We start from the raw sequence: 15454 nt of genomic DNA on the forward strand, positions 1-15454 counted from the left end.
TTAAAAAACTTGGCTCACATAATTTAAATTTAATACTGTGTAATGAAATTTAAATGAAATTAAAATGAGAATCCGATAAAAAATAAATATTTTATTTTTATAAAAACATCATGGTGCAACAGAGTTGATAAAACATTTAATTAAAACATTAATAAAAAGTTTTTTATAAAAATCTCATTAAATTCTTATTTATTTTTCATTTTGATTTTAGAAAAAGACTGTACAGTTTGAATTGCAGCGATGAAGCTTTTAAAAAATTTCTTTAAGAAAAACGTTAGGCAAGTGTGCCGTTTATTTAAGAGAATAAACAGTTAGCACAAGAAGGAGAGAAAAATTAAAAATGCAAGCATCTTCGCCAATGAATAAAATTGCACAAATTACCCTTGTTTTTTGGATTATGAAGATTTCTGCTACGACACTGGGTGAAACCGCAGGTGACTTGTTAGCACAAACATTAGGAGTTGGATATGCAGTTAGTACGCTGATCTTTTTTAGCATATTTTTAATTACACTTGTAGCTCAACTAAGCTCTAAGAGGTATATTCCGGCCCTTTATTGGACTGTTATTCTGTCAACTAGCGTAGCTGGCACAACTATGTCTGATTTTATGGATTGTACACTGGCATTAGGTTACGCAAAAGGCTCGATGATATTAATCACTATATTGTTGTCGATATTTGCATACTGGTATTTTAGCGAGCGTTCATTAAATATCAACTATATTAGAAACCGCAAGGCTGAAATACTTTATTGGATTGCCATCCTTTTCTCAAACACATTAGGTACAGCTTTAGGAGATTTTTTGTCTGATACGTCTGGCCTTGGATATATAGGTGGAGCTATTTTAATTGGCAGCTTACTAGCATTCATTGTTATATGTACCTTCTATACAAAGATTTCTCGTGTGTTTTTATTTTGGGTAGCATTCGTTTTGACTCGCCCTTTCGGAGCAACATTTGGAGATCTTTTGACAAAGCCACATGAAAAAGGTGGTTTAGACTTAGGTACGGCAGGCTCTTCTCTAGTCCTAGCCTCCATTCTTATTGCCTTTATGATTCATACGACATTTAAACAAAATAACGTAAGCTCAGAACAAGCGCTGTAGATTTCCTTTTTTATTTAATACATTACAAAACCCATAAAAAGAAAAAATCTAACGAAGTGACTAATTGCATGAACCACCTCTTTTTCGCACATACTCGTAAGGAGGTGGTGTTTATGGTTAATCAGTTAGAAGTTCTTACCCAGCGTGTTAATGATAAACAATACGATTACTGGCTTCATCATGATTTATTTAGTGCTCAATGGTGGCTAATTATCATTTTAAGTACGCTTTTCTATTCGTTTTTTATCTCCTCATTGACCGACAACGAATAATATTCATTCTCTTAGTATTTTTTTCATTAGCTTTGTTTTAGTTGGTACTGTGGATGAACTCGGAAAGTTCTTTGGCGTATGGAGCTACCCTCATCAATTATTGGTCTTTACTCATCGTTTTAATTCCGTTGATTTTGCAGTTATCCCGGTTATACTTACATTAGTTTACCAATTCTTTAGCAAATGGAAGTTTTATTGGATTGCTTCTCTTATTGCTTCAGCTTTTATCGCTTTTATTGGAGTGCCTATATTTACTTTTTTCCATATTCTATGGAGCATATTAATTGCAGACACAAAAAAAGCTCACCTTAAAAGGTCAGCCTAAATAGGGGAGTTCTATAGAAAATGTTGTATTGCATTACTGATATTTATACTAGCATCTAATAGTGAAAAATTGGTGAAATGTTCGTCTCACTTATCTTTTTAAAAATTTCTTCTTTGAAAAATGAAGTCTACGTTTTAAGCTCTCACTATAAAAGCGTGAATTCGTGACAGGCTACGCTTTTATACATCTATATTCCATTAAGATCTATGAAAGTTAACCGGTCTCTAATCATCGCTTACTCGTTCAAGCCTGCTATTTTTAGGTACGTCTCTTTTATCTTCAATCGCTCTCCGTAAAGGAAGCTAAAAGAACTGTAAAATATATGGACGAAAAAGCTAATCATTATCTTGATATTATTAACGGTTTATCCCCAGATGACACTAACCCTGGCGAATGGCAGTTAATACATCCTAATAAAACATCCTAAGGCTCTTAACATCACCTCCATACCCGCAGTAAAAAGACTTATCTACCATACCGTATAGATAAGTCTTTTTACTCCATTTGTTTGAACTAGACCGATGCGCTGTCAGTTTAGAGTTTGTGAAAATTCCCCCTGCAGTTCTTTTAAAAACGCATCAGCTGCAGCTGAAAGAACATGATGCTTTTTCCACACAATATTTAAACCGGATTCAAGTCTTGGCTGTAACGGCCTGAAACAAAGGTTGCTATTAGTAGACGTATTGACTATTTTATCAAGTGTTATGGCATACCCAATGCCTTCTTCAACCATAATGGCAGCATTATATGCAAGATTGTATGTAGTAACGATGTTTAATTTATGAAAGTCTTCGCCAAACCAATCCGAAAATTCATTTTTTGAAAATGTCTGCTTCATGGCCTGTCGTGAACAGATTAGTGGAGCGTTTAATAAATCCGCAGCTTGAATGCTTTCTTTGAGGGCAAGAGAACTGTCTCTTCTCATCACAACGCCCCAAACATCTTTGGCAGGGATATTAAGATAATTGTATTTTGAAATATCAGCCGGTTGAATTAAAATGCCAAAGTCAAGCAGCCCCTTGTCAAGCCGTTCCGTTATATCTTCTTCGTTTCCGCTGTAGAGGTGATATCGTATATTTGGATAACGTAACTGCACATCTTTTGCGACTCGTGCAATATGTTTCATTGCTTCTGTCTCCCCGCCCCCTATATAGATATCACCACCTATTGTTTCTTCCATGGAACTAAACTCCGCCTCTAATTTATCGACCATATTAACAATTTCCTCTGCCCTGTTTCGCAGAAGCATTCCTTCATCTGTCAAAATGATACTGTGACTGCTGCGAATAAATAATTTTTTGCCCAACTCTTGTTCAAGATCTTTTAATTGTCTAGACAGTGTTGGCTGTGTCACATGCAAAACATCAGCGGCCTTCGTGATGTTTCCTTCTCTTGCAACCGTAAGAAAATACCGCAAAACTCGAATTTCTATATCCCTCTCCTCCTTTCATAAGCTTTAGTATATACACTCCAGAAATGCTTATCAAACATATCATGATATAAGATATAAGTATTTTCTATATTTGGAAGAAGCCGTTAGAATAAACAACAAAGAAGTTCATGTCACACCAGCAACATCTTTAATAATTCAATGTGGAAAGGATCTTAAGATGAAAAAAATGTTACATCTGCCTTCTATCTTAGTAATAAGCGCTGCACTCACTGCTTGCGGCAACAATCATTCTTCTGCAACCGACCATAATGCCAGTAAGCATTTAAACCGAGTACCAGAACAAACAGAAGAAGATAGTATTTCAAATACAAGAATAAAGTTAACGTTCAACAACAAAGAAGTGTTTGTTAGGATGTACGATAACCCAGCAAGTAAGGATTTTCTAGCTCAACTGCCTTTAACCGTAACGTTTGAAGATTATATAGGTAAAGAGAAAGTTAGTATTTTACAAAAAAGATTATCTATAGATGATGTACAAGCCGGAGACCTATCCAAAAAAGGAGACTTTGCTTATTACGCTCCTTGGGGAAATGTAGCTATTTTTTACAAAGGTCTTGAAGATGCTACAAACGACCTTATCATACTAGGTCAAATTGAATCAGGAAAAGAAAATGTTGAAAATGTTGATGGTGATTTTACAGGTAGAATTGAAAAAGTGACTAAGTAAAAACATGACAATACACCTTTAAACAACCCGCTTTACAGCCACGAGAACACAACATTTTTTAGAAAGAAGGATCTTTATTTTATGTCTAAACAAACTAAACTACTTATATTTGTCTTAACTTTAGGAGCTTTCGGTATTATCAATACCGAAATGGGCGTTATAGGGATATTACCCTACATTGCGGATCACTTTCATATCAGTGTATCAAAGGCAGGATGGCTGGTGAGTCTCTTTGCGCTTACCGTGTCAATATCCGGTCCAACGATGCCGTTATTATTTTCGGGAGTCAATCGTAAGAAGGCAATGCTGCTTGTACTTGGTATTTTCATTTTAGGTAACATTATCTCTATCTTTACTTCTAATTTTGCTATTGCCATCATTGCGCGTGTGATTCCAGCTATTTTTCATCCAATTTATTTTTCAGCAGCTTTTACAATGGCAGCGAACTCAGTTAGCAAGGAAGAGGCTCCAAAAGCTGTTTCAAAAGTCTTTATTGGCGTATCTGCAGGTATGGTACTTGGTGTGCCGATCGCAAGTTTTCTTGCAAGTACAGTCTCGTTTCAACTATCAATGACGTTTTTTGCTGTTATTAATGCGATAGTATTTATTGCTACGTGGGCATTCTTCCCTTCAATGCCTGTTAAAGAAAGACTTTCATACGGAGCACAGCTCAGCGTATTAAAAAAACCTGTTACTTGGCTTTCTATTATTGCCGTCCTTTTACTGAATTCAGCAGTATTTGGGGTATATAGCTATCTTGCTGAGTATCTTAAAAGCGTTACGAACCTCTCTGGACAATTAATTAGTTTCATGCTGGTTCTGTACGGTGTGGCAAATATTATCGGAAACATTATCGCAGGGAAATTACTTACGAAAAATGCCATTAAAACTGTAGTCGTTTTCCCTTTCGCATTGGGAATCGTTTACATCATTTTATTTTTCATCGGACAGTTTACTTGGCCTATGGCTATCATGACTTTAGTTTGGGGAATATTTGCTGGTATAGGAACGAATATTAATCAATATTGGATTTCCTCCGCAGCTCCAGAAGCTCCTGATTTCGCAAACGGACTATTTTTAGCATCCGTTAACTTAGGAACAACCATTGGTACAGCCGTAGGTGGACTGTTTATATCAGGAATGGGTATACAATACGTTGTACTAGTGGGCATCTTGTCATTAGGATTGAGCGTAGTATTTATTTTACCAAGAAGTTATATGAAACGTCCTGTAAGTCAACTTTCAAAATAAGACATCAACGCAACTTTCTTTCGGGATCCCTAGTAGGATCCCTTTGTTTTCTTTTATTACATCTATGAAAAGCTGAATTCTATTCTAGTCAATACTTACAGAATTAATAAATAAAAAATGGAGGACTTGAAATGGAAAAACACACTAAACTTGCACTCGTCACCGGCGGAAATCGGGGTATTGGCTATGAACTAGTGAGACAATTGGCGATGAAAGGTTTTAAGGTCATTTTGACGAGCCGAAATTCAGAAACCGGACATAAAGCCGTGCAAAAACTTAAAGACTCTCATCTTGATGTTTCGTTTGTAGTGATGGATATAAGCAGTGAAGCCAGTATCCGCCAAGCTGCAGCTACAGTAAGTGAACAATATGGACGATTAGATGTGTTAATTAATAACGCGGGCATATATTTAGATAAAAATCAAAAATTAGTGAACTTGGACCCTTCTGTTCTAGAAAAAACGCTAGAAACGAATTTCTTCGGTGCTTACCACGTAATCCGTTCCTTTATGCCTCTTATGGAACAGCAAGCCTACGGAAGAATTATTAATGTTTCCTCCGAATATGGAGCAATGAGTGAAATGTCTTCTTCAGGAGTGGGCGCTTATAAGTTATCCAAGCTTATTCTAAATGGCTTAACGCAATTAATAGCTGCGGAAAGCACCAAAGATATCAAAATTAACGCGGTCGATCCAGGATGGGTAAGCTCAGATATGGGTGGACCATCAGCTCCAAGAACGCCGCAGCAAGCTGCTCGTTCTATTCTTTGGTTAGCAACGATTGGACCCGAAGGACCTTCCGGATTCTTTTTTAAAGACGGAAAACAAATCGATTGGTGAACTTTTATAGCGTTAAGGCTATTTCCTATGACATCTTGAATTTATAATAAAAACCCTACGGATTATTAGGAATAATCCGTAGGGTTTTTGCTTCTAAGATACATACGATCTATTATTTTATGCTATTATATTCCTCATCCGTTACTGGTTCTAACCATTCCGGCGTACCGGCAGTGATGGCAATGTGTTCAAACCAGCTGTCTTTTGCAGCACCATGCCAATGTTTGACACCATCATGCGTCACAATAACATCTCCAGCTTTTAAGAATTGTGCAGGTTTTCCTTCTTCTTGGTACCAACCTTCGCCACCCGTTACTAATAGAAGCTGAAATCCATCACGATGAATATGCCAGTTATTGCGGCATCCAGGTTCAAAGGTTACATTTCCAACTCCAACGTTCACTTTAGGATCTGCGATTAAGGTTTGAAGATAGCTTTGTCCAACAAAAAATTGTGCATATGCTTCATTCTTTTCACCTGCTGGAAAAATAACGCCATTTTTTACTTCTTCATGTTTTGCCATTTTGATTCCTCCAATAATATCATTCATAATTGTATCTCTTGGCTCATTCATTGCTATAAAAAGTCCTTGCTCACCTGTTTATTTTAATTTTCCGCCAAATACCGGGAAGTAGCTGTGCTCACCATAATCTTGAATAGGTTTGACATTTTTCAAAATTTCCATATCTGCATCGCTGATCACAAAGTCAAGCTTTGCATTGATTCTCATATGATCTGGATTTGCCGTCTTAGGAATGACTGCAAGACCAAGCTGAATATCATAGCGCAGGCAAAGTTGAGCAACAGACACTCCGTATTTATCAGCTATTACCTTCACTTCTTTATTATCAAGAGCCGCACCGTGCGCAATTGGTGAATATGCTTCTACCAAGATGCCATTCTTCTGGCAGAACTCAATTAACTCCAAAGGCGTATTGCTCACATGTGCCAATATTTGATTGACCATAGGCTTGATTTCACAGCTAGAAAGAATATTCTCTATATCATCCTGAAGGAAGTTAGAAAGGCCGATTGCCTTTACCTTCCCTGCCTTATAAGCATCCTCCATTGCTTTCCATGCCTCTTTGTTTTCTTCGAAGTAGCGTTTCTCTTCTCTAAACTCCGTCCAAGGCTGTGGACTGTGGATAATTAGAAGATCAATGTAATCCAGCCCCAACTTTGTTAAAGACTCATCAATGGAATTCGTAACTTCCTCATAAGTTTTTGCTTCTGCTGCAACCTTTGTTGTAATAAAGAGTTCTTCTCTTGCAACACCGCATGAACGGATTCCTTCGCCTATGCCAGCTTCATTCATATAAGCTTGTGCCGTATCAATATGGCGATACCCGCTAGATACCGCATCGCGCACTGCCTGAGCTGCCTGTTCGTCATCAAGCAGCCACGTACCAAGACCTAATAGTGGAATTTCTACACCGTTTGATAATTTATACGTTTCGTTAAACATGTTTTTTATCTCCTTTGAATTGTTTATTTTTCTATACTTTAAAAGTATCTATCTGCCTGTTAAAAGTAAATCAACATTGATTGATTAATCAACATCTGTCTATAATTATAAAAGCAAATAAAATCCTTTCAATCGTTAATTGAAGGCGATTCGTTGATTACTCAACAAATGAAGAGGTATTGTTGAATATCTTTTAAAAAAAGTGAGGTTTTTAAAATGGCGAAAGTGGATAGAAGAATACTCAAAAGCCAAGAGGCTATAAAAAACGCAGTGACTGAATTAATGACCCAAAAACGATTTGATGACATTACCATTCAGGATATTGCCGACAAAGCAAATGTTAACCGAGGCACGATTTATCTTCACTATATGGATAAATATGATTTATTAGATAAGATGATTGAAGAACATATGAACAACCTCGAAGAACTATGTCATTCGGCTGCTGATATGACGTTCCAAGAAGGAAATTATGTTTGGTTTGAATATTTTGAGCGTCACCATCTCTTCTTTTCAACCATGTTAGAAAGTAAAGGCGCTCATTATTTCCGCAGCCGTTTTCTCGAGTTAGTCATCCAAGAGTATGGTCCTGAAGTTGATACAACTGAAGGAGAAAACAAAGGGTTGCGTAAAGAGGTTGTTATTCAGTTCTTTGCCTCGGCCGTTGTAGGGACAGTAGAATGGTGGTTTAAAAACGGGATGCACGTTCCAACCGATGTAATAGCCGAGCAAACTGGCATATTGTTAGATCGGAATTTAGAATAATTTAACCCGTTTTACACGTACACATAAATGAAAATTCCCGCGCAGTGTAAAAATGGTAGAAAACATCCTTATTATAAGATCTTTTTAGAAATCTGAGTTAGAGATGCTATGACTTGCAGTCAAATAAAGTGATAATCTCAACATAAAAGAACAGCACTAAACCTGCTGAGTATCCATAGGTTTAGTGCTGCTCGAACATTTTGTTTTTTTAAAAACAGATATTGATTTTTACAGAAAGATTCATTTCTATCGGGAATAACTCTTTATTTTTTAGTTAATTTATAAACAATGTTTAGCTAGTAAAAATTAATCCAACTTTTTTATAATTTTTGCGGGGTTCCCTCCCACTACTACATTATCTGGAACATCTTTTATCACAACAGCTCCGGAAGCGACTACAGCATTATGTCCAATTGTAACGCCTGGATTGATGACAGCTCGTCCCCCAATCCATACATTATCTCCAATCGTGACGGGCTTGGTATATTCAACTTCTGTAATTCGCTGTTCTGCATTCACAGGATGAGTATTCGTATAAATATGTACGCCCGGTGCCATCATGCAGTTCTTCCCTATTGTAATTCGTCCCCCATCTAAAAGTGTGCAGTCAAAGTTCGCATAAAAATTTTCTCCTACGTGAATATTGTATCCGTAGTCACATCGAAAGTTGGATTCAAGGTAAATGCGTTCTCCTGTTGAACCAAATAGTTCTTTTAGTAACTCCGTACGCTTTTCATAATTCGTCTCATCTGTACCGTTAAACGAACGAACAAGCCTTCTTGCATCTTCCCGGTCCTTTACTAATTCTTGGTCTGCTGGAAAATACAGCTCGCCATCCACCATTTTTTCTTTTTCAGTTTTCATTGATTCATTCTCCATTCTTGTTATCAAATTTCCCACTAGATTGAATTCGTTTACATTTTATCATGATAGTCAATACAAAAATAAGATGTTTATAGATTCCGGTCAATAGCTCGAACACAAAAAAGCTAAGAAACCACGCTGCTTTTGTACCATGTACAGTTACTAATTAGTTTGTATATGTTTCTTTAATAATTGAAACAGACGCTGCTCCCGTAGCAAGTAAAATACCTGAGATTAAAATCATGCCCGGCATAGAAGATCCGATTATTGGGAACAAAGCAAAACTCAAGCAAGAAGCTATAATTTGCGGCAAACAAATACTTCCGTTAAATAACCCTAGATATGTTCCCATATTCTTTCCTGACAGGGCGTTGGTAAGCATCGTGAACGGAAACGTCATCATAGCAGCCCAAGCGATACCAATTAAAATAAATGAAGCAATCAGCATCCATTGATTGTGAATAAAAAAGACAGATCCAAAACCAATACCGCCTAGCAGTAAACTAAAAGCATACGCTGGCTTACGTTTGTTGTTGGCTACGCGTGACAAAACTAGTGACCAAATGACTGCGGCAATCGACTGTACAGCTGATAAAATGCCGAACCAGTTGCCAGCTGCTTGATAGCCTGAGCTAGACGGCTGATTCGTATACCAAACGTTTTCAGCGACTGCACCTGTACCGTATGTCCATAAGTATTGAAAGCCCATCCAGCAGAAAAATTGAACAAGTGTGACCGTCCAAAAAACCTTTGGAGCGTTGCGAAGCAGTTTAAAAACGTTTACATTTTCTTTTGTAGCTTCATCTGGAATACCATGGTATGCTGCAAATTCTGCAGGTGAATATTCTTTTACTTTAAGTATTGTAAATAAACTACAAATAATTAACACAACGGCTCCAACATAAAATGAAATAACAACTGATTGTGGTACTACCCCTTTTGGTGCACTATTTGATACGCCTAATACCGTTAAAACAAAAGGGAAAATACAGGCTAGCACAGCACCGCTGTTTGATAGAAAACTTTGAATAGAATAGGCAAAACCTTTTTGCTCTTCATTGACCATGTCTCCAACCATCATCTTAAATGGCTGCATGGCTACATTTGATGATACGTCCATAAACAAAATAGTGATGGCGCCAAAAGTCATAGCAGCCACCGCACTAAAACCAAAACTGCCGGCGTTTGGCAGCAAACACATAACAATTACGGCTACAATTGCGCCAATCAGTAGATAGGGGATACGACGGCCAAGCCTTGGCATCCAGGTACGATCTGAAAAATAACCAACTAAGGGCTGAACCACTAAACCGGCCAACGGCGGTAAAATAAAGAAAAAGCCTAATGTAGTTGGATCAGCACCGATTGTTTGAAATATGCGTCCCATATTTGAACTCTGTAATGAGAATGCCATTTGTACACCTAAAAATCCAAAACTAATTAACCATATGGTACTGATCGGTAGATAAGGTAAGTTTGGCTGAACGCTTTTTTCACTGGTTTCAACGATTCTTTCTTCTAACATAACTGCCTCCTATGATTCAATTAACAGCCGCAAAAGATAGATGTTCTGATGTAAAGTGCTACGACATTCGTTGTGAACGTTTTCAAAACAACGATGAATACTGTAAAATGTTAGTGTCTTTGGCTGGCTGTTTTCTATTTTGCTAGATTACCTCAGGAATACGGCATAACTAATAGTCCTGTCTAAAAATGCTGTTTGAGTATGTAAGAATTTTCACTATCGGCTCATCCGTAAGCTGCTGACTATCGCTTATACCTTCTTAAAAGTTTCATAAAATCTAATTATTAAAAACATTAGAATACTTTTATTTGAACATTATATACTAAACTAATAATTTAATGCAATCGTTTGCACAAATTATTTTTTAAATATTTAAAGACCTTCGAATCTCGTGACACTATGCGTACATACTCATTATCATCACTTTAATATTTCTAAGTCAAAGGAGGCTTTACTCTTGAAATCTTATAAAAAACCCAAAGAATATACGTATTCCTTGGGTTTGAGTTCCTTTAATTCACTTAATTTCCTTCTGGAGCAATCCATAATAGAACAGAGATTGTCTGTAATATAACTTTAACTGAAGGTTTTTGTAACCATAAGGATTATAAAGAAGATAACCGCGAAGAAAAATCCTTGACTGACAGGGCTAGTAGTCTTTTTATCTAAGGATTTTCGGGTAAATAGCTTGAAGAACAATGGAAACAGAATGCCTCCAATGATTGCTGTAATTAGTGCTTTAACTAACATCCAATACTCCTTTCTAAAACAATTAGAGGATACCCATAACTTAACATAAAAACCTAAATCATACAAAAAAACCATAGAGTCGAAAACGTATGGTAATCGCCCGTAAACCATTCGTTTACAGACGAAACTGTGAATTAGACTACGAAATTTTGTGAAAAACCGTTCGTTTCCTTACTACTAACATCTTTATCTATATTACTCATATTTAATAAACCCTCTAAAAGAAAATAATAGCCAATGTTAATGTTTGTATGACTACAAGTACAAAAACAGGCTTTAAGGTTCCTTAAAGCCTGTCCACTTACCTTTCTTCCTTAAAATCTTTTTTTATATTCCAAAACGTTTGTTTTAATTCGTTATAAAAAAGCATAATTGCAAACCCTAGTATCGAAATACAGAATGAAAATTTACCTAAGTCAAAAAATATTCCTATAAATACAATGATAATCCCTATGACGAACCCTGGAGTAGCTGGCTCCTCTTCCTCTTCATCTATTGCAATTTTCTTTTGAAACTTCTGATCTCCCTTAATCAATTCATCCAGCGTCACATTATAAAGCTCACTTAACTTAATAAGGTTCTCAATATCCGGATACCCTTTATTATTTTCCCACTTATAGACGGCTTGTCTAGATACATTCATTTCCCCAGCTAGGTCTTCCCTGGACATCTTTTTTTCTTCCCTTAACTTCTGCAGCTGTTCCCCTAAATTCACTCTCATCACCTCTAAGGCTTAGCTTACAATAAATATGTAAAAAATTCCATAAACGCTTAGTAACAAGCTGTAAACCATTGGTTAACGCGGCAAATATAAAGCGTAATCACTGGACATGTACAAATTCAACACAGAAAAAAAGCTAGCATAAAGCTAACTTTTTTAAGTTAGAGATAAAGGCAGGCTAATAATTAGCAACCGCCAAATCCTCCCCAACAAGCACAGCCAATAATGATTAATAAGATAAACAGCACGATAATTAAAGCAAAACCACTGCCACCGCCGTAACCGCAGCCGCCGCCATAACCATAGCCACAACCTCCGCCATAACCGCCAAAGAACATAAACTCCACCTCCTTCTTCTTCATACATTTAGCATATGATAAAAAACGAAATGTGCTCCACGAAGTGGATAGACTACGTTTTATACCACTATAAAAAAAACAATAACCTTTTAGTTTCTTTTACATACAATGAAGCATCCTCAGATCCCATATATGAGTTGTACACCCTCTGCAATAGATTGTTTGAATTCCGCCCAATCAGTTCTATTGCGTATAAAAGCACTCCCTGCACAACCTAGAATAAAAAAGTCTTTCTCTAATTAGAGAAAGACTTTTTTATTCTTATTAATAGCCAAATCCGCGGCCGTAACAGCTGCATCCAATAATGACAAGAAGAATAAACAGAACAACTAATAAAGCAAAACCAGAACCAGCTCCACCATAACTAGACATATAAACACTTCCTTTCGTGATATTTAACTAAAGGAAAAAACTTTAAACTTACATGGGTTAAGGTATTATATGTAGACACAGCTCATATCGATTGGATTTTGGTCTAAAATGGGCTATTTTGTTTAACGATAGCTAAATAACATCCTAAGTTTCACATAGTAAAAACCCTTCATTGTTAAAATGAAGGAGCTTTTTTGGCTATCAGCACCACGGACGAGGTCTAGGAGGACAGCTTGGAGCACAAAAATGTTGATGCGTTTCCTGACATACAACGGATTCTGTATGCGGGAATGAGTGCATATATTTATAATTTTTTTGATAAACATTTGTAGTATGACTCGGATGCACCATTGGCACAAACACATCTTGACCAGTAAAAGATGTATTTTGTTTAACTGGGTCATACTGAGCAGGCATGGTTTGAGGAGGCAATTGACCACAAGGTTTAGCTTGAGGATAACCGCAGTTACCTTGCTGAGGATACATAGCCCCGTGATAACCACCGTAATTAGAGTGCTGATAAGGATAGTTGTTTCTCATATGAAAAATCTTCTCCTTTCTGTTAGTAGACTCCTATTACTGTATGTGAAACAACCATAGAATGTTTGGACAAATACCTAAAAAAGACCCTAAATAGTTAGGGTCTTTTTTACTAAGAGAAAAATGTGTATCCTTAGTAACATAGCTATGATACTAAGAAATAAAAGGTTTTTTAATGCCCATTATTCCTCAAGATTAACATCCATCGCTCCGTTATCAATATTATTTAAAATGGTTTTGTTTTTATCGTCTAATTCATTACGTAAAAGTGAATTACGCGTCGCTTCGTATAAATCGTAGCTTCTTTCATCAACTGGAGAATTATGATCTTCACATATCATTTTTTCTGATTCTTTGGATTGACCTCCCATATCAGTCACCTCCTCTGTATAGTATGTGAGTTGATTAGAAAAAACATAAGAGCTTTATCTGGCTACTGTTAGGTAAGGTTTAATCAACGGTTAGCTGTTTTTGTATATTTTGTTTATATATGACCTTAGGTGGACACAACCGTTTCTTGAGCGTGCTTTTGAATGATTTCTGGAACTTCCAGCAGTGAATGAACGGTTATCATTTTACCTTTTGGCGCAATATCAATTTCAACTTGATTATAGCTCCACTCCAGTTCAGAAGGTACATGAATCGCATGTATTCCAACCTCTACTGCCGGTCTTATATCGGTTTTTAATGAATTGCCAATCATCCAAGTCTTTTTTGGATCGTACTTAATTTGGTTTAGTATTTCTTTTAATGCAGGTGTATCTTTTTGTTCAGAAATAAATACCCTTTTTTCAAAGTATTTAGCTAGCTCTAGCTGAACAATTTTTCTACCTTGATTTTCCTCGTCTCCACCTGTGTGTAAGTAGAGATCATGTCCTTGTTCTTTAAGCTTATCTAATACTTCATACATATTTGGCAAAGGCTCTACCGGTACTTCAAATACACTTTGACCAATTTTTTTGACTCTTTCGACTCTATCTTCATGAATATCTTGATGATTTTGTTCACTAAAAAATAAATAAGTAGCTACTAATGATTCTGGAAAACGGGAAGAGTGAAGGCCATACTTTTCGATACTTTTTAAATCTATCTCTAACTGCTTTTGTTTTATTTCTTCCTTAGTCAGATTCTCAAACCATTCCTGCAATTGAGCCACAAAAGCATTTATGGTGTCTCTAAAATATTTATTACAGTGAACAAGCGTATCGTCTAAATTAAAAAGTAAGGTTTGCTTCTGCATTTCGTGAAATCCTTTCTACAATGGATGTACAGACAATATATATATAAATACTAACCGCTTTACCTATCCACGCCTAAAACCAAGGTGAATTTTCCAATACCTTAGGCACAAGCAATTGATTACTACGCTGAAATGAGAATATTTAGTGGAAAGATCCTTCTAACATATAAAATAGAAGGATCTTTTTATAAGATAAAACGCTGCAGAATATTCCTGCTAATAAATATAACGTTCAAAATGTTCTCTATTCATATTTGTTTTGAACGTAGAGGTACTCAGTCCTGAACGATTTATTAGCGGTTGGCTGCCTTCGTTTTCTTTAGGTATATTCATTTCAAGACCTTGTATAGTGAAAGGATCATACATATACGTTGTTCGTTCAGTTTCTGTGTCCGACATTAACTTCACCTCTATTAATAGCCCCCATTTTTTTAAATCATGTTAACTCGTTTACAGCAGATCCTCTAATAAAAATAGCTACGTTTCATAGGTCTTTTCGCTAAAAAAGATCCGCCATTTTTGACTTTTTTTATTACGTTGTAATTTCTTGTGGCTCTTCGCCTTCAAGGTCAGTAAAGAAATTTTCTAAGGATTCCCTTGGGTCAAGAGCACGTCCGTCTTCTTCGACAATACGGTTAAGCGTAGGGTCATTATTGCTATCTTTATTTTTATAGTTGTTATAATCAACTCTTTCTGCAATTCCTGAATTATCAACGTCTTTAAAGTCTTTCTTTGGCATAAAAACACCTCCTAGCCCTATTGTTTGAAAATTTGAAGATAAAATAAGTGGAAGGTTAAGTTATATTTTTATTTCCCCAGAATTAATTAGATACTTGTTGCTAAAAGATATGTACAACATGCTTAATTGTTTTACGAAATGGGGAAACTAAAACGTCAAAACTGAATTTACAGAGGCAGAATAACTAAACACACTTCTTAAA

General features: G+C 36.3%; 20 protein-coding genes. 7 read left to right on the forward strand and 13 right to left on the reverse strand.

All coding sequences use genetic code 11. From position 1 onward, the window contains the following. Window positions 1-340: 340 nt before the first annotated feature. From ACMX9J_RS09630 to ACMX9J_RS09640, 3 genes are all read left to right on the forward strand, one after another. Window positions 341-1105, forward strand: coding sequence for a hypothetical protein (locus ACMX9J_RS09630; protein ID WP_416225738.1), 765 nt, complete (start codon window positions 341-343; stop codon window positions 1103-1105). 113 nt (window positions 1106-1218) lie between these two features. Further along, window positions 1219-1377 (forward strand): hypothetical protein, encoded by a 159-nt coding sequence (locus tag ACMX9J_RS09635; protein WP_416225739.1) that lies wholly within the window; start codon window positions 1219-1221, stop codon window positions 1375-1377. A 49-nt stretch (window positions 1378-1426) separates the two neighbouring features. Further along, the gene (locus ACMX9J_RS09640) at window positions 1427-1702 is read left to right on the forward strand and encodes a hypothetical protein (protein WP_140451129.1); all 276 of its coding nucleotides are present in this window, start codon (window positions 1427-1429) and stop codon (window positions 1700-1702) included. Between the two features lie 529 nt (window positions 1703-2231). Here the strand turns inward: ACMX9J_RS09640 and ACMX9J_RS09645 are convergent. Then, entirely contained in the window at window positions 2232-3134 is a 903-nt protein-coding gene (locus ACMX9J_RS09645) for a LysR family transcriptional regulator (RefSeq protein ID WP_416225844.1), read from the reverse strand. 91 nt (window positions 3135-3225) lie between these two features. On the opposite strand from ACMX9J_RS09645, the gene ACMX9J_RS09650 reads away from it, so the two are divergent. The 3 genes from ACMX9J_RS09650 to ACMX9J_RS09660 all read left to right on the forward strand — a co-directional run bounded on the left by ACMX9J_RS09650 (window position 3226) and on the right by ACMX9J_RS09660 (window position 5912). Beyond that, window positions 3226-3822 carry a cyclophilin-like fold protein gene (locus ACMX9J_RS09650; RefSeq protein WP_416225740.1) on the forward strand — a complete coding sequence of 199 codons (597 nt, stop codon included), beginning with the start codon at window positions 3226-3228 and terminating at the stop codon, window positions 3820-3822. Window positions 3823-3903: 81 nt separating this feature from the next. Next, complete coding sequence (locus ACMX9J_RS09655; RefSeq protein ID WP_047750092.1) at window positions 3904-5073, forward strand: MFS transporter; 1170 nt, start codon at window positions 3904-3906, stop codon at window positions 5071-5073. A gap of 131 nt (window positions 5074-5204) precedes the next feature. Then, window positions 5205-5912 carry an SDR family oxidoreductase gene (locus ACMX9J_RS09660; RefSeq protein WP_416225741.1) on the forward strand — a complete coding sequence of 236 codons (708 nt, stop codon included), beginning with the start codon at window positions 5205-5207 and terminating at the stop codon, window positions 5910-5912. 112 nt (window positions 5913-6024) lie between these two features. Here ACMX9J_RS09660 and ACMX9J_RS09665 read toward each other — a convergent pair whose 3' ends face one another. Both ACMX9J_RS09665 and ACMX9J_RS09670 read right to left on the reverse strand, forming a co-directional pair. Then, on the reverse strand, window positions 6025-6435 hold the full coding sequence (locus tag ACMX9J_RS09665; RefSeq protein ID WP_047751802.1) for a cupin domain-containing protein: 411 nt from the start codon (window positions 6433-6435) through the stop codon (window positions 6025-6027). Window positions 6436-6513: 78 nt separating this feature from the next. Further along, window positions 6514-7377 (reverse strand): aldo/keto reductase family protein, encoded by an 864-nt coding sequence (locus ACMX9J_RS09670; RefSeq protein WP_047750089.1) that lies wholly within the window; start codon window positions 7375-7377, stop codon window positions 6514-6516. A 216-nt stretch (window positions 7378-7593) separates the two neighbouring features. Here ACMX9J_RS09670 and ACMX9J_RS09675 point away from each other — a divergent pair, with 216 nt between their 5' ends. After that, window positions 7594-8142, forward strand: a complete 549-nt coding sequence (locus tag ACMX9J_RS09675) for a TetR/AcrR family transcriptional regulator (RefSeq protein WP_028414900.1) — start codon at window positions 7594-7596, stop codon at window positions 8140-8142. Window positions 8143-8448: 306 nt separating this feature from the next. Here the strand turns inward: ACMX9J_RS09675 and ACMX9J_RS09680 are convergent, their stop codons facing one another. The 10 genes from ACMX9J_RS09680 to ACMX9J_RS09725 all read right to left on the reverse strand — a co-directional run bounded on the left by ACMX9J_RS09680 (window position 8449) and on the right by ACMX9J_RS09725 (window position 15252). Then, complete coding sequence (locus tag ACMX9J_RS09680) at window positions 8449-9006, reverse strand: sugar O-acetyltransferase (RefSeq protein ID WP_047750087.1); 558 nt, start codon at window positions 9004-9006, stop codon at window positions 8449-8451. A gap of 166 nt (window positions 9007-9172) precedes the next feature. Further along, the gene (locus tag ACMX9J_RS09685) at window positions 9173-10531 is read right to left on the reverse strand and encodes an SLC45 family MFS transporter (protein ID WP_047750085.1); all 1359 of its coding nucleotides are present in this window, start codon (window positions 10529-10531) and stop codon (window positions 9173-9175) included. 1051 nt (window positions 10532-11582) lie between these two features. Beyond that, window positions 11583-11996 (reverse strand): helix-turn-helix domain-containing protein, encoded by a 414-nt coding sequence (locus ACMX9J_RS09690; protein ID WP_033580018.1) that lies wholly within the window; start codon window positions 11994-11996, stop codon window positions 11583-11585. A 191-nt stretch (window positions 11997-12187) separates the two neighbouring features. Continuing rightward, window positions 12188-12340, reverse strand: a complete 153-nt coding sequence (locus ACMX9J_RS09695) for a YjcZ family sporulation protein (protein ID WP_013058439.1) — start codon at window positions 12338-12340, stop codon at window positions 12188-12190. Window positions 12341-12625: 285 nt separating this feature from the next. Next, the gene (locus tag ACMX9J_RS09700; protein ID WP_016766356.1) at window positions 12626-12733 is read right to left on the reverse strand and encodes a YjcZ family sporulation protein; all 108 of its coding nucleotides are present in this window, start codon (window positions 12731-12733) and stop codon (window positions 12626-12628) included. Between the two features lie 201 nt (window positions 12734-12934). Continuing rightward, the gene (locus ACMX9J_RS09705) at window positions 12935-13273 is read right to left on the reverse strand and encodes a CotD family spore coat protein (RefSeq protein WP_409405477.1); all 339 of its coding nucleotides are present in this window, start codon (window positions 13271-13273) and stop codon (window positions 12935-12937) included. A 182-nt stretch (window positions 13274-13455) separates the two neighbouring features. Continuing rightward, entirely contained in the window at window positions 13456-13644 is a 189-nt protein-coding gene (locus ACMX9J_RS09710; RefSeq protein WP_028414904.1) for a hypothetical protein, read from the reverse strand. A 125-nt stretch (window positions 13645-13769) separates the two neighbouring features. Continuing rightward, window positions 13770-14513 carry an HAD family hydrolase gene (locus ACMX9J_RS09715; protein ID WP_047750084.1) on the reverse strand — a complete coding sequence of 248 codons (744 nt, stop codon included), beginning with the start codon at window positions 14511-14513 and terminating at the stop codon, window positions 13770-13772. 216 nt (window positions 14514-14729) lie between these two features. Continuing rightward, window positions 14730-14912, reverse strand: coding sequence for a hypothetical protein (locus ACMX9J_RS09720; protein ID WP_047750083.1), 183 nt, complete (start codon window positions 14910-14912; stop codon window positions 14730-14732). Window positions 14913-15045: 133 nt separating this feature from the next. Continuing rightward, window positions 15046-15252, reverse strand: coding sequence for a hypothetical protein (locus tag ACMX9J_RS09725; protein WP_028414907.1), 207 nt, complete (start codon window positions 15250-15252; stop codon window positions 15046-15048). Window positions 15253-15454: the final 202 nt, after the last annotated feature.

The sequence above is a fragment of the Priestia sp. RMT2NF4 genome (assembly GCF_047872835.1).
GTDB classification, from domain to species: Bacteria; Bacillota; Bacilli; order Bacillales; family Bacillaceae_H; genus Priestia; species Priestia zanthoxyli.

Bases quoted from the DNA above. Each gene is read 5' to 3' on its own strand.
- ACMX9J_RS09655 (WP_047750092.1), top strand. From the start codon at position 3,904: ATGTCTAAACAAACTAAACTACTTATATTTGTCTTAACTTTAGGAGCT.
- ACMX9J_RS09670 (WP_047750089.1), bottom strand. From the start codon at position 7,377: ATGTTTAACGAAACGTATAAATTATCAAACGGTGTAGAAATTCCACTA.
- ACMX9J_RS09660 (WP_416225741.1), top strand. From the start codon at position 5,205: ATGGAAAAACACACTAAACTTGCACTCGTCACCGGCGGAAATCGGGGT.
- ACMX9J_RS09665 (WP_047751802.1), bottom strand. From the start codon at position 6,435: ATGGCAAAACATGAAGAAGTAAAAAATGGCGTTATTTTTCCAGCAGGT.
- ACMX9J_RS09695 (WP_013058439.1), bottom strand. From the start codon at position 12,340: ATGTTCTTTGGCGGTTATGGCGGAGGTTGTGGCTATGGTTATGGCGGC.
- ACMX9J_RS09725 (WP_028414907.1), bottom strand. From the start codon at position 15,252: ATGCCAAAGAAAGACTTTAAAGACGTTGATAATTCAGGAATTGCAGAA.
- ACMX9J_RS09685 (WP_047750085.1), bottom strand. From the start codon at position 10,531: ATGTTAGAAGAAAGAATCGTTGAAACCAGTGAAAAAAGCGTTCAGCCA.
- ACMX9J_RS09630 (WP_416225738.1), top strand. From the start codon at position 341: ATGCAAGCATCTTCGCCAATGAATAAAATTGCACAAATTACCCTTGTT.
- ACMX9J_RS09675 (WP_028414900.1), top strand. From the start codon at position 7,594: ATGGCGAAAGTGGATAGAAGAATACTCAAAAGCCAAGAGGCTATAAAA.
- ACMX9J_RS09680 (WP_047750087.1), bottom strand. From the start codon at position 9,006: ATGAAAACTGAAAAAGAAAAAATGGTGGATGGCGAGCTGTATTTTCCA.
- ACMX9J_RS09710 (WP_028414904.1), bottom strand. From the start codon at position 13,644: ATGGGAGGTCAATCCAAAGAATCAGAAAAAATGATATGTGAAGATCAT.
- ACMX9J_RS09705 (WP_409405477.1), bottom strand. From the start codon at position 13,273: ATGAGAAACAACTATCCTTATCAGCACTCTAATTACGGTGGTTATCAC.
- ACMX9J_RS09720 (WP_047750083.1), bottom strand. From the start codon at position 14,912: ATGTCGGACACAGAAACTGAACGAACAACGTATATGTATGATCCTTTC.
- ACMX9J_RS09635 (WP_416225739.1), top strand. From the start codon at position 1,219: ATGGTTAATCAGTTAGAAGTTCTTACCCAGCGTGTTAATGATAAACAA.
- ACMX9J_RS09715 (WP_047750084.1), bottom strand. From the start codon at position 14,513: ATGCAGAAGCAAACCTTACTTTTTAATTTAGACGATACGCTTGTTCAC.
- ACMX9J_RS09700 (WP_016766356.1), bottom strand. From the start codon at position 12,733: ATGTCTAGTTATGGTGGAGCTGGTTCTGGTTTTGCTTTATTAGTTGTT.